Source organism: Nonomuraea salmonea (genome assembly GCF_042428605.1).
Taxonomy (GTDB): Bacteria; Actinomycetota; Actinomycetes; order Streptosporangiales; family Streptosporangiaceae; genus Nonomuraea; species Nonomuraea salmonea.
In genome coordinates this window covers 172,889-185,293 of sequence record NZ_JBHMCF010000034.1, presented here as the reverse complement: position 1 = coordinate 185,293, position 12,405 = coordinate 172,889, and the positions used below count along the sequence as shown (strand labels likewise).

The 12,405-nt window shown below is 71.5% G+C and carries 15 protein-coding genes; 10 read left to right on the top strand and 5 right to left on the bottom strand.

Annotated elements, in window-relative coordinates:
- From ACFFR3_RS28645 to ACFFR3_RS28625, 5 genes are all read left to right on the top strand, one after another.
- A complete protein-coding gene (locus ACFFR3_RS28645) occupies nt 1-558 on the top strand; it encodes an RNA polymerase sigma factor (RefSeq protein ID WP_345389008.1) in 558 nt (185 codons plus the stop codon).
- 30 nt (nt 559-588) lie between these two features.
- On the top strand, nt 589-1,821 hold the full coding sequence (locus ACFFR3_RS28640) for a hypothetical protein (RefSeq protein ID WP_345389010.1): 1,233 nt from the start codon (nt 589-591) through the stop codon (nt 1,819-1,821).
- Nucleotides 1,822-1,911: 90 nt separating this feature from the next.
- Nucleotides 1,912-2,856 (top strand): sugar kinase, encoded by a 945-nt coding sequence (locus ACFFR3_RS28635; protein WP_379484149.1) that lies wholly within the window; start codon nt 1,912-1,914, stop codon nt 2,854-2,856.
- A gap of 32 nt (nt 2,857-2,888) precedes the next feature.
- Nucleotides 2,889-3,263, top strand: a complete 375-nt coding sequence (locus ACFFR3_RS28630) for a BlaI/MecI/CopY family transcriptional regulator (RefSeq protein WP_355426844.1) — start codon at nt 2,889-2,891, stop codon at nt 3,261-3,263.
- A 75-nt stretch (nt 3,264-3,338) separates the two neighbouring features.
- Nucleotides 3,339-4,997, top strand: coding sequence for a catalase (locus ACFFR3_RS28625; RefSeq protein WP_345389016.1), 1,659 nt, complete (start codon nt 3,339-3,341; stop codon nt 4,995-4,997).
- A gap of 49 nt (nt 4,998-5,046) precedes the next feature.
- Here ACFFR3_RS28625 and ACFFR3_RS28620 read toward each other — a convergent pair whose 3' ends face one another.
- On the bottom strand, nt 5,047-5,628 hold the full coding sequence (locus ACFFR3_RS28620) for an HD domain-containing protein (RefSeq protein WP_364369901.1): 582 nt from the start codon (nt 5,626-5,628) through the stop codon (nt 5,047-5,049).
- 50 nt (nt 5,629-5,678) lie between these two features.
- Between ACFFR3_RS28620 and ACFFR3_RS28615 the strand changes: the two genes are divergently transcribed.
- The 5 genes from ACFFR3_RS28615 to ACFFR3_RS28595 all read left to right on the top strand — a co-directional run bounded on the left by ACFFR3_RS28615 (nt 5,679) and on the right by ACFFR3_RS28595 (nt 9,394).
- Nucleotides 5,679-6,536: a DUF4429 domain-containing protein gene (locus ACFFR3_RS28615; RefSeq protein ID WP_364369898.1), complete on the top strand. Its 858-nt coding sequence runs from the start codon at nt 5,679-5,681 to the stop codon at nt 6,534-6,536.
- A 51-nt stretch (nt 6,537-6,587) separates the two neighbouring features.
- Entirely contained in the window at nt 6,588-7,019 is a 432-nt protein-coding gene (locus ACFFR3_RS28610) for a nucleoside deaminase (protein ID WP_364369895.1), read from the top strand.
- A 69-nt stretch (nt 7,020-7,088) separates the two neighbouring features.
- On the top strand, nt 7,089-7,415 hold the full coding sequence (locus tag ACFFR3_RS28605) for a hypothetical protein (protein ID WP_364369893.1): 327 nt from the start codon (nt 7,089-7,091) through the stop codon (nt 7,413-7,415).
- A gap of 323 nt (nt 7,416-7,738) precedes the next feature.
- Nucleotides 7,739-8,344, top strand: a complete 606-nt coding sequence (locus tag ACFFR3_RS28600) for a DUF998 domain-containing protein (RefSeq protein ID WP_379484148.1) — start codon at nt 7,739-7,741, stop codon at nt 8,342-8,344.
- Nucleotides 8,345-8,464: 120 nt separating this feature from the next.
- Nucleotides 8,465-9,394 (top strand): hypothetical protein, encoded by a 930-nt coding sequence (locus tag ACFFR3_RS28595; protein WP_364369887.1) that lies wholly within the window; start codon nt 8,465-8,467, stop codon nt 9,392-9,394.
- 158 nt (nt 9,395-9,552) lie between these two features.
- Here the strand turns inward: ACFFR3_RS28595 and ACFFR3_RS28590 are convergent, their stop codons facing one another.
- From ACFFR3_RS28590 to ACFFR3_RS28575, 4 genes are read right to left on the bottom strand one after another with little or no spacing between them, the layout of a single operon-like run.
- Complete coding sequence (locus ACFFR3_RS28590) at nt 9,553-10,359, bottom strand: NAD(P)H-binding protein (RefSeq protein ID WP_364369884.1); 807 nt, start codon at nt 10,357-10,359, stop codon at nt 9,553-9,555.
- Complete coding sequence (locus ACFFR3_RS28585; protein WP_345389030.1) at nt 10,356-11,231, bottom strand: alpha/beta hydrolase; 876 nt, start codon at nt 11,229-11,231, stop codon at nt 10,356-10,358. The genes ACFFR3_RS28590 and ACFFR3_RS28585 overlap by 4 nt, the downstream gene beginning before the upstream one ends.
- Nucleotides 11,228-11,791, bottom strand: a complete 564-nt coding sequence (locus ACFFR3_RS28580) for a nuclear transport factor 2 family protein (protein ID WP_345389032.1) — start codon at nt 11,789-11,791, stop codon at nt 11,228-11,230. The genes ACFFR3_RS28585 and ACFFR3_RS28580 overlap by 4 nt, the downstream gene beginning before the upstream one ends.
- A complete protein-coding gene (locus ACFFR3_RS28575; RefSeq protein ID WP_345389034.1) occupies nt 11,788-12,192 on the bottom strand; it encodes a nuclear transport factor 2 family protein in 405 nt (134 codons plus the stop codon). Before ACFFR3_RS28575 ends, ACFFR3_RS28580 begins: the two co-directional genes overlap by 4 nt.
- Nucleotides 12,193-12,405 lie beyond the last annotated feature (213 nt).

Below are 12,405 nucleotides of genomic sequence, written 5' to 3'. Positions count from 1 at the left end.
GTGGACGATCCCAAAGAGCGATTCACCGCGCTGTACGACCGGTACTACCGGAACGTGCTGGGCTACGTGCTGCTCCGCGTCGAGCAGACCGTGGCGGAGGACGTGTGCAGCGAGACGTTCCTCGTGGCCTGGCGGCGGCTCGACGAGCTGCCCGAGCAGGTGCTGCCCTGGCTGCTAGGCGTCGCCCGCAACAAACTCGCCAAGCAACGTCAGGTACGGCACCGGCGGCAGGACCTGGTCGAGCGGATCGCGGCGCTGACCAGCGAGCACGAGCACCTCGCCTGGGACGTCGCCGAGCACGTGGTGGACCGGGAGCAGGCCGTCTCCGCCCTGCGCGCCCTTCCGGAGAAGGACGTGGAGGCGATGATCCTGGCCACCTGGTACGGCCTGACGCCCGACCAGGCAGCGACCGTCCTGGGCTGCTCGGCGCGGACGTTCAACGTCCGGCTGCACCGGGCGCGCAAGCGGCTCAGCGGCGCCCTCAGCCGCCAGGCCGCCCGGTCACCAGCGCCACCTCCGGCACGACCGCCGCGCAGCCGATTCGCCGAGGAGAGCTGACGTGCGCAAGACCATTCATAGGGGGAGAACATGACCGATCGTACGTTCGCCCGGCTCAAGCCCGACAAGCTCGACGAACTCGCCGAGGACAGCTACGAGCGGCGCCGCGGCGCAGACCTGGCCCGCGCGTTCGCCGACGACCGGCGCCCGGCCCGCCGTCCCGTGTTCCTGCCGGCGGCCGGCGCGATCGCCGCGGGCGCCGCCGTCGTCGCGATCGCCGCGGGCGCCGCCGTCGTCGCGACCGGCGTGCTCGTCGTCACTCCGCCCCCGGCCGCCCCGCCCGCCGGCACGCCGCCCTTGAATACCCCGGCCGCCCGGCAGGTCCCGTCCGGCGGCCCGGGGGCGTCGCCGGCCACCAGGATCGACGCCCGCGCCTTCCTGCTCGCCGCCGCCGACACCGCGCTGCGCGAGCGGCCCACGTCCGGCGCCTACTGGTACGTCCGCCAGCGCACGACCTCCCCCACCGGCTACTGGCCCAAGGAGTTCTGGGACGGGGTGAGCAAGCTCCAGCGCCAGGAGCAGGCCGAGATCGACAGAACCGGCGCCGAGGACGACGAGCTGATCGCGATCAACGAGAAGTACAACAAGAAACTGGCGGACCTGCGCGAGCGCGTCTACCCCGACGGCCCCCCGTTCAAGGCGTACGTCGTCGAGTCCGAGGAGCGCTGGCGGCCCAAGAAGGCGGGCGGCACCCACCGCACCAGGCGCACCGACCGCGAGGTCGTCTTCCCCACGCCGCAGGACGAGGCCGCCTGGCGCAAGGAGGGCTCGCCCAAGCTCCTCCAGGACCGCCCTGAGAACGTCGACGACACCCTGCCCAGGCCGCTGTCCATCGAGAACATGGACATCACCATGCAGAACGTCGGCGACCTCCCCCAGTCGAAGAAGGCGCTGGCCGCCCAGCTGAAGGCGCAGTTCAAGCGCTTGCCCGAGGACGGCAAGGAGTTCGACCTCTACCTGTGGCAGACCACCGTCGACCTGATGACCGCCCCGACCACCCCCGGCACCCGCGCCGCGATCTTCCGCATCCTCGCCGACCAGCCGGGCATCCGCTCGGCCGGCGAGGTCGAGGACGCCGCCGGCCGCGAGGGTGTCGGCCTGGAGGTGGATGGCGACGACGGCTACGAGTTCCGGCTGGTCGTGGATGAGGACACGGCGGAGCTGCTGGAGTACTCGGTGGCGGAGCAGGGCGAGGACACCACGAAGGTGACCTTCGAGGAGTCCGGCTGGACCGACGAACTGGGCGAGCGCCCCCAGAGCTGACCCCTCGGAACAGGGAAGGCGCGCCCCGCTAGGGTGGGGGGCGCGCCGGCGCCGGCGCTGGTTCGAGGAAGGGCTGGGGAGCACGATCCGATGACTGAGCTGGTGACCTTCGGTGAGACCATGGCGCTGTTCGCGGCGCGCCGCACGGGGCCACTGCGCTTCGCCCGCGACTTCGACCTCGGCTTGGGCGGCGCGGAGTCGAACGTCGCGATCGGCGTGTCCCGGCTCGGTCACGCGGCCACGTGGGTGGGCCGGGTGGGCGCCGACGAGTTCGGCGACCTGATCAGGTTCACGCTCGCCGGCGAGGGCGTCGACGTGCGGGCCATCCCCGATCCCGACGCGCCCACCGGGCTGATGATCAAGGGCAGGCGCACCGCCGACCTCATCGACGTGCGCTACTACCGCAGGGACAGCGCGGGCTCGCGGCTGCGCGCCGGCGACCTCGACCCCGCCCTCATCAGGTCGGCCAGAATCCTGCACGTCTCCGCGATCACTCCCGCCCTGTCGGCGTCGGCGCGCGAGGCCGTACGCCACGCCATGGCCGTCGCCAGGGACGCCGGGGTGCCGATCTCGCTGGACGTCAACTACCGGCGGGCGTTGTGGAGTCCCGAGGAGGCCGGGGTGTGGCTGCGCGAGGTGATCGGCGAGGTGGACGTGCTGTTCGCCACCGAGGCCGAGGGCCGGCTGATCGCCGACGTCGAGGGCGCCGATGAGCTGGCCGCCGAGCTGGCGGGCCGGGGGCCGAAGCACGTGCTGATCAAGTTCGGTGCCGAAGGGGCTATGGAGCTGTCCGGCGGGGCGGTGCTGCGGGCGGAGCCGTACCAGGTGACCGAGGTCGACTCGGTCGGCGCGGGCGACGCGTTCGCGGCGGGCTGGCTGGCCGACTGGCTGGCCGGGGCCAAGCCCGCCGACCGGCTGGCCACGGCGTGCGCGGCGGGGGCGTTCGCGGTCACCTCGCAGGGCGACTGGGAGAGCCTGCCCCGCCGGTCCGACCTCGACCTGCTCCGCAAGCCGGCGGACGGTGTGAGTCGTTAGTGCGTACGTGACCAAGCCTTAACATGTGGGGCATGAGACGCCCCCTGGGAGACCTCGAGTCCACGATCATGGACAGGATGTGGGCCTACCGCAGGCCCGCCTCCGTCCGCGACGTGCTCGAAGACCTCCGCAAGGAGCGCGAGATCGCCTACACCACGGTCATGACCGTGATGGACAAGCTGCACACCAAGGGCCTGCTGCGGCGCGAGCCGGTCGGGCGGGCCTACGTGTACGAGCCGATCGCCACCAAAGAGGCCTACACCGCCGAGCTGATGCGCCACGCCCTGGCGGCCAGCGGCAACCAGGCCGCCACGCTGGTCCACTTCCTCGAACGGCTCACTCCCGAGGAGGCGACCGCGCTGGAGACGGCGCTCCAGGTCGTGCCGCCCGGCAGTCGCCGCGCCTAGCCGATCCTCCCCTGTTTTCGTCCCTGCCTCGCGGGCAGGCGGACTGGACTACGCAACGGGGAAGGAAACGGCACGATGACCGACGTTTCGGGCCAAGGCTCACAGCCGGAAGACCAGCGCCCCATCCTCACCAACCGGCAGGGGCATCCGGTCTACGACAACCAGAACCAGCGGACGGTCGGCCCGCGCGGCCCGGCGACGCTGGAGAACTACCAGTTCCTGGAGAAGATCAGCCACTTCGACCGCGAACGCATCCCCGAGCGCGTCGTGCACGCGAGGGGCACGCTCAGCTACGGCTACTTCGAGTCGTACGGGAAGATCGGCGACGAACCCATCGCCCGCTACACCAGGGCCAAGCTCTTCCAGGAAGAGGGCAAGCGCACCGACGTGGCCGTGCGCTTCTCCACGGTGATCGGCGGCCGTGACTCCGCCGAGACGGCCCGCGACCCGCGCGGCTTCGCCGTCAAGTTCTACACCGAGGACGGCAACTGGGACCTCGTGGGCAACAACCTGGCCGTCTTCTTCATCAGGGACGCCATCAAGTTCCCCGACGTGATCCACGCGCTCAAGCCGGATCCCGTGACGTTCCGCCAGGACCCGAACCGGATCTTCGACTTCATGTCGCAGACGCCGGAGAGCCTGCACATGCTCGTCAACCTGTTCAGCCCGCGCGGCATCCCGGCCGACTACCGGCACATGCAGGGCTTCGGGGTGAACACCTACAAGTGGGTCAACGCGCAGGGCGAGTCGCGGCTGGTCAAGTACCACTGGATGCCCAAGCAGGGCGTACGCAGCATGACCGAGGCCGACGCCGCCGCCGTCCAGGCGCACGACCTCGGCCACGCCACCAAGGACCTGCACGACGCGATCGAGCGCGGCGAGTTCCCCGAGTGGGAGCTGCTCGTGCAGATCATGACCGACGACGAGCACGCCGAGCTGGACTTCGACCCGCTCGACGACACGAAGGTCTGGCCGGAGAACGAGTTCCCCGCGCTGCCCGTCGGCCGCATGGTGCTGAACCGCAACGTGGACAACCAGTTCGCCGAGAACGAGCAGTCCGCGTTCGGCACCGGCGTGCTGGTGGACGGCCTCGACTTCTCCGACGACAAGATGCTCATCGGCCGGACGTTCTCCTACAGCGACACCCAGCGCTACCGGGTCGGGCCGAACTACCTGCAGCTCCCGGTCAACCAGACCAGGGCCGAGTGCCGGACCAACCAGCGCGACGGCCAGATGACGTACTTCGTGGACACCGGCGGCGAGGACCCGCACATCAACTACGAGCCGTCACTGCGCGACGGGCTGCGCGAGGCGCACTATCCGCACCCCGACGAGGTGGGCCCGGTCGTCTCCGGCCGGCTGACCCGCAAGCGGATCCCGCGGACCAACGACTACACGCAGGCCGGGCAGCGGTATCTGCTCATGGAGGAGTGGGAGCGCGACGACCTCGTCCGCAACTTCGTCACCAACCTCAAGCAGTGCGACCGCGCCATCCAGGAGCGCATGGTCTGGCACTTCCTGCTCGCCGAGGACGACCTCGGCCTGCGCGTCGGCGAGGGCCTCGGCATCACGCCGGACGACGTGGCCCACCTGGAGCCGCTGCAGAGCCAGGACCTCACCGACGAGGACCGCAACCGGCTCGCCAAGCTGGGCAGGAACGGCCCTCGCGACGTCGAGAACCTGAAGATGACCCACTGCGTGCCCGACGAGCGGGCGGTGCACGCGGAGTCGTAGCTCACCAGGTGCGAGCGGGCCCTCGGTGCGGGGGCCCGCTGCCCGCGCGTCAGGCCGGCCAGCGCTCCACCCGCCGCCACCGCCCGCGCCAGTCGCCGAACCACTGCGCGAACCACGGATGCGCCCCCGCCAGCGGCATGACGTACGCCACCGTCTCCAGGTAGTAGCGCCGCTGGAACCGCCACGGCATCCGCTGCAACTCCTGCACGTTGCTCACCCGGTCGGCCAGCTTGACCAGCACGGCCTTGGGCGGCGCCTTCACCAGCGAGGCGAGATAGTCGGCCTTCGCGCCGCCCGGCGGCTTCGTCACCCACCGCACCAGCGCTCCCACCTCGGGCCCGAACCTGCGCGCCACCTCCGCCTCGGTGCAGGGCGTGTCCTCCAGGACGTCGTGCAGCACGATCGACACCAGCACGTCCCTGTCGCTCAGCCCCGCGCCGCGCACCGCCACCTCCAGCGCCTCCAGCAGATGCTCGAGGTACGGCCGCCCCGTGGGCCGCTGCTGCACCCCGTGCCGGCGCCGGGCGAAGGCGACCGCGTCACGCAGGGCGTCCACGGTGCGCTCCGGGAGCGCCGCGGCCAGCGGGCCCTCCGCGTGCGCCCAGGACGGCCAGCTCGTGAAGATCTCCATCCCGCTCCTTCGTCTGTGATCGTGCCGCGAGCGTGTCCTAGGGTGAGAATATGGCCGAGATCGCGGTGCCCGACGGGCAGTGGACGTTCAATGGGGAATTACTGCGGATCGTCCCTGGCAGCGACAAACGCGTCGATGAACTGCGCAGGACGCTCGGCGAGGTCGAGGTGCCGCTGGAGGCCATCGCGGGAGCGGCGTTCGAGCCAGGGCGCAAGGGCGGCCACCTCCGGTTGCGGCTGCGCAAGGGGGCCGACGCGCTGTCCGACGTGGTGGCGGGGGCGCTGGCGGCGCCGGCCGATCCGTACCGGCTGGCCGTGCCCAAGGCGCGGGCCGGCGCGGCCGAGTACTTCGCCGACGAGGTCCGCGACACCCTGCGGGTCTTCGAGACGCCCAGCGGCCCCTGCGACGCCTACCTCCTGCGCGTCCCCGACGTCCCCATCACCGCAACGGCCGGCGACGGCCAGGTGTTCTTCGACGGCGAGCGCATCCGCCTCGAGTGGACCGGCTGGGCGAGCAGCGACAAAGAGAAGATGGGCACGCAGGAGTTCCCGCTGACCGACGTGGCGAGCGTGGAGTGGAAGCCGCAGTCCGGCATGGGCTACGGCACGCTGCGCTTCCGGGTCAAGGGCGGCGGGCCGTCCCTGCCGCCGCAGAAGGACCCGCGGTGTGTGGCGTGGAGCGTGCAGCGCTTCGGCGGCACCACCGCGCTGGTGGCCGCGGCCGTCCTGGCCCGCCTGCCCCGCGAGCTGCCCGAGCTGCCGCCCGCGCCGGCCCCCGACGACGACGTCCACGACGCGGTGCTGCGCCGCCTGGCCGAGCTGGGCCGGCTCCACCAGTCGGGCGTGCTGACGGACGACGAGTTCGCCGCCGCCAAGCAGGCCATGATCCGCCGCCTCCAGGAGTCGTAGCGGTGGCATGAGAGGCTGCGGTGACCCCGACATACCGATGAGGAGCTGGTCATGGTGACACCTGACGAGGAGCGCCTGCTGCGCCGCGCGATCGAGCTGGCCGCCGAGGCACGGGAGGGCGGCAACCCGCCGTTCGGCTCGCTGCTGGCCGCCGCCGACGGCACGATCCTGGCCGAAGAGCGCAACAGCTCGCTGACCGACCACGACATCACCGCCCACCCCGAGCTGAAGCTGGCCCGCTGGGCCGCCCGCGAGCTCGACCCCGGGACGGCCGCGGCCACCACGATGTTCACCAGCTGCCAGCCCTGTGGCATGTGCGCCGGCGCCATCGCCCGCTCGGGCCTCGGCCGGGTGGTCTACGCCCTGTCGGGCGAGCAGCTCGACGGCCTCAAGCCCCCGGGCACCGCCTTCACCGACCCGCCCGCCTCCGGCCCCGCCCTGTACGACGAGGCCCGCATCCCCGTCGAGGGCTATTACCGCTAGGCAGGAGACGACCCTTCGCTTACGATCGACTACGCAAAGTAACGTTCGATCGTTCGTCCAGGAGGGGCAATGTCCAAAAGGATGTGGATGGCGGCGGCCGGCGCGCTCGCACTGCTGACGACGGGACTCACCGCGTCACCGGCCGCCGCGGCCACTCACCTCAACTGCCACACCTTCGTCCACGAGAACGACCGCGACCTCGGCATCGCCTCCTGCTCCAACCCGACGGGCGGCACCTGGATCTTCCGCGCCGTGGTGGTCTGCGGCCGCGCCCCCGACGTGGTCGGCGAATGGGTCCGCCTCACCCCCGGCGCATCGGGCCAGTCCCAGGGCTACTGCGGCGGCATCTTCACCAGCGGCGTCGGCGCAGTGGGCGTCGACGAACGCCCGGCCTGACGGACGAAGAGGCGAGAGCACAGCACAGCCCGCACCGGCGAGATCTCCACAGCAAAAGCCCCAGCTCAGTGTGCTGAGCTGGGGCTTTCCGTGGTGCGCCGCCAGGGACCGTCCGTACTCACGAGCCATCATGCCGCACGATCTCCATGGAACTTCAGTTGACAAACTGTACTTGCAAAAGACAAGCTTACTGCTCGTTCGGCCAGCCGGCCGGACCGGCCCGCCCGTAATCCATGGAGCACGTAGCCCTCATGACGCACACGATCCCGTCCTCAGCCGCCCCCATCCGTCCCGCGCGGACAACTCGTCCGGCAGCCCGCCTCTTGCTCGCGTGCGGTATCGCCGCGGGTCCCCTGTTCCTCACGGTCGGCGTCCTTCAGGGCGTGTTCCGCGACGGCTTCGACTTCACCCGCAACGCCATCAGCCAGCTCAGCCTCGGTGATCTGGGCTGGATCCAGGAGACCAGCTTCGTACTCACCGCAGCGCTGATCATCGCCGGCGCGATGGGGATGCGGCGGACGCTGGACGGCGGGCCCGGCAGCACCTGGGCGCCCAGGCTCATCGCGGTGTTCGGGACCTCGTTCCTGGTCAGCGCGGTGTTCCCCGCTGACCCTGGCGCGGGCTTCCCCACCGACGCCCCTGAAGGCCCCGGCGTCTCAATCAGCACCAGCGGCATCGTCCACATGCTCGGCGGCATGGTCGGCTACCTGGCGCTGTGCGCGGCGTTCTTCGTGCTGGCCCGCCGCTTCTCGGGCCAGGGCCGACGCGGCTGGGCGGCGGCCTGTCGGATCGTTCCGTTGGCGGTCCTGGCCGGCTTCGCCGGATCCGCGACCAGCGTGCTGGCCTTCTCCACGGGGGCGGCGCTGGGCCTGCTGTGGCTCACCGCGACAACCGCACGGCTCGCCACCGCGCCGACGGCCGAACGGTGAGCACGAACCGCCGACACTCCCACTGGCCGGCCTGCCCGAACGCAGCTGAACAAGCAATATGCGAACGCATGACAGACCTCGTGGCCGCGAGGGGGCACGCGTACGAGATCCGGAGTGACGATGAGCATGGCGAGCCTGGGGTTGACCGCCGAGCAGGAGCGTCTCTATCGCTACCTGCTGCGCCATCCCCGTGCGGACCCAGAGGCGGCCGGGGCCGAGCTGGTGATGCCCGGCGTGCGGCTGGTGCTGGCGGAGCTGCGTTCGCTTGAGCTGGTGGACGGCACGCTGACCGCGCTCCCTCCGGCCGCCGCAATCGACGTACTGGTACGGCGGCGCATCGAGCAGACACAGCGCCAGCTCACTGAGCTGACCCTCGCCTGGGACGTGCTCACCGAGCTGACGGAGGAGCACCGTAGCGGCCGGCCGGTCCAACTGGTCGAGCACATCCCTGAGGGCGCGGCTGTCACCCGTCGCATGCGTACGATGCTGGCCGCCGACCCCGGCGAGTTCGCGCACCTGAAGATCAGCGCCATCAACGCCTCGCCCGGCTACGACGACCGGCCGTTCCGACGGCTGCTGGCGCGCGGGTTACGCAGTCGCACCCTGTTCCCCGCGGACACCTTGGAGAACCGGGACGAGGAGTCGCACGCGCGGACCTTGCACGCCCTGGGCGACCTGCACCGGGTGACCACCGAGCCGGTGCGGCACCTGGCCATCGTCAACCGCACGATCGCCTTCGTCCAGGCCGACCCCGCACGGGCGAGTGCGGGGGCGCTGCAGATCCGGCAGCCGGGCGTGGTGATGATGCTGGCGGACGTCTTCGACGGCATGTGGGCGCGAGCCCGTGACCTGGATGACCTGCCGCTGTCACCGATCGAGCAGCAGGTCCTGCACGCGCTGACCCGGCACGACAACGACGAGGCCGCCGCCCGGTCGATCAGCGTGTCGGTGCGCAAGTTCCGCGCGCACGTGGCGGAGCTGATGGCCCGCCTGGACGCGGCCACCCGCTTCCAGGCGGCCCTGCGCGCCAAGGAACGTGGCTGGCTGTAGGGGCGGGGCCGGCCGTGATCAGGGCCGGCCCCAGGGCTTCGTGGAAGCGGCCGGGTGCCGGGTTGTCGATGTGTGCGCTGCCGGACGTGGTGGCCGAGACGCCTGCCGTACCGGGTGGGGCGATGATGACGGCAGCGGCCGTCCGGCGAGCGTCCTGATCACGAAGGTTGCGCTCTGAATGCGGGGGCGTGGGTGGTAGCCCACTGTGTGAAGGTGCGGGGCGGGCGGCCGGTGAGGTTCTCCACGGTGGGGTGGACGGTGGTCTCGTCGATGATGTGGCCGCGGTAGAAGCTGAAGAACGCCTGCACGTATGCGATCGGTGTGGTGGCGCTCATCCGCGTCCAGGCTTCCTCGTCGGTCAGCGCCTCGAAGCGCAGATCGCGGTCGAGTGCCCGACCGAGGATATGGAGGCGCTCGGCGGGTAGCAGGGCCTCGGGACCGCTGAGGGAGTAGGCGCGTCCCTCGTGTGCCGGCTCCAGCAGCGCCTTGACGGCCACCGCCGCGATGTCGGCCGGGTCGATACTGGCGATCGGCACGTCGCCGAAGGCGTCGCTCACGACGTCGCCCGCTCGCAGTTGGGGCAGCCAGCGCAGGGTGTTGGACATGAAGGCGGCCGGCCTCAGGAACGTCCAGGCCAGACCGGACTCGCGGACGGCCGTCTCGGAGTCGATCATGTAGGCCGAGACGGCGTTGGCGGAGTCGGTGGCCACGGCGGCCTGGCTGGACAGCAGCACCACCCGCTCGACCCCGGCGGCGGCGAACTCGGCGGCCAGCCCGCGCATGTCGCGATAGCCCGGTAGCAGGAACACCGCCCGCACCCCTTCCAGCGCGGGACGCAGCGAGGCGGGGTCGTCCAGGTCGGCCCCGGCGGTCCGCGACAGGCCGCGCACCGGGACGCCGGCCGCGGTGAGCTGGGCGAGCACCTCACGGCCGACGTTGCCGGTGGCTCCGGTGACGAAGATCATCGCAGCGTCCTGCGGAAGTGCGCGGCCACGGTGTCGGCCGAGACCGTCACCTGCGGTTCCTGGTCGTAGAAGTCGAACTGGGTGCCCTGGGTCCACAGGATGTCCTTGGGCCCGGCCAGCCCGGTGTGGAAGCGGCGCGCACCGTCGGGGATCGCGGCGTCCTGGCTGTGCACGAGCAGGGTGGGCTGGGTGATCCGCGAGGCCAATGCGATGGAGTCGTAGGTGAGCCAGTCCGGCCACGCCATCACCGCGAACCGGTTGGGCCAGGCCGGGATGCCGCCGCGGGCGGGATCGAGGTAGAAGTCGATGGCGTACGGCATGGCCGCCCGCGGGTCCGTGGCGCTGACCACCGGCACGTAGTCGATCTCACCGGTCTCGTCGTAGCGTGAACGGGCTTCCCGCCCGGCCTTGATCTTCTCGGCCACCGCCGCCGCGCCCCCGTAGGCGGCCTCGCAGATGGCGGCGTCATGCAGCCAGGGCGCCACCAGCGCCAGCGAGGTGACGCGGGGATCGTGCGCGGCGGCGTCGGCCATGTACATCGCCGCCGCGCAGATGCCCAGAGCACCCACCCCGTCGCCCTCGACCGCCGGGTGGGCGGTCAGGAAACCGGCCGCGTGGCGGATGTCGCGGACCTTGCGTGCCGGGTTCTCCACCTCCCGCGGCTCACCGCCTGAGGCGCCGAAGCCGGTGAAGTCGAACGACAGCGCCGCGAAGCCGCGCTCGGCCAGGCGCTGCGCGTAACGGTCGGCCATCAGCTCCTTGACGCTGGTCCAGGTGCCCGCCACCACCACGCCCGGAGCCCGTTCCACCCCTTCGGGCAGGAACAGGTTGCCGGCCAGGGTGACGCCGTCGCTGTCGAAACTCACGTTCACGCGTACTCCAAGGTCGCTTGGGTGATCAATCCATCGGTGATGTCGAAGTGGTAGTTCGCGCGGAAGCCGCCCACGCCTCCGGGCTGGAAGCGGACCAGCATGCTCACCCCGCCCGCGCGCGGCGTGCTGCCGAGCAGCTCGTACACGCCGCCGATGACCTCGTCGGCCGCCCATCGGCGGATGGCGTCGCGGCCGCGGATCTCCCGGCCGACGTCGACGACCAGGCCGTCGGGCGCGAAGGCGGCGGCCAGCGCGTCGGCGTCCCGCGCGGCCACCGCGTCCAGGTAACGCCGCGCCGCCGGGTTCAGCTCACGCCGTTCCGCCGGGTCCGACCGGCCGGGTGAGGCGGCCGGGTCCGGCCGACCGGGTGAGGCGGCCGGGTCCGGCCGACCGGGTGAGGCGGCCGGGTCCGGCCGACCGGGTGAGGCGGCCGGCGCGGCCGGAGATTGGGCGGAGCCGGCGGCACCCGCGCGCAGGAAGTCGCTGCCGGCCACGGCTGCGACGCCGACGACGACGAGGACGGCCACCGCCGTACCGGCGATGACGGGACCCGTCCTCACCGCAGGCCGTCGTTCCAGGCCGCGGTCATCACGACCGCGGTGATCCGCCAGCCGCTGCCGGTGCGCGCCAGCTCGAAGCGGTACGTGCCGCCCAGCGTCCACGAGGTGTCATCGCTCTTGCGATGGGTGGCCTGGAAGGGGGCGGTGCACAACGCGGTGTCGCCGTCGACGACGACCAAGGGGTGGCTCAGCAGGTGCTGGGTGGCCGCGTAGCCGCCGAGCACGGCCTGCCAGCCGCCGACGATCTGCGCCGGGGTGAGCGTGGCCGGCTCGCCCCCGTCAAGGCTCGTATAGTCGAGGGTCACCTGGTCCGCGAACACCTCGGCCAGCTCGGCCCACTGCCGCTGGTCGGCATGCCAGGCCATCTTGACGCAGGTGTCGATGACGTCGAGTCGTTCCATGCGTCCAAGAATGTCGGCCTCGTTCGCCCGGCTGGGAGAGGGAAAAGTTGCAGCGTCGGCTGCAGGTGCCTGCAGCCGACGCCTGCCTCGGCATGGCCGCAACCGGCTCTTCGCCTCTCCTCCACCCAGGCCGGGCCAGTGCCGGCGGCCCGTTCGCCCGGATGGCCTCCGAGCAACCGGCGAGCGACCAAGGGGCCGTCTCGGCACCGCCCG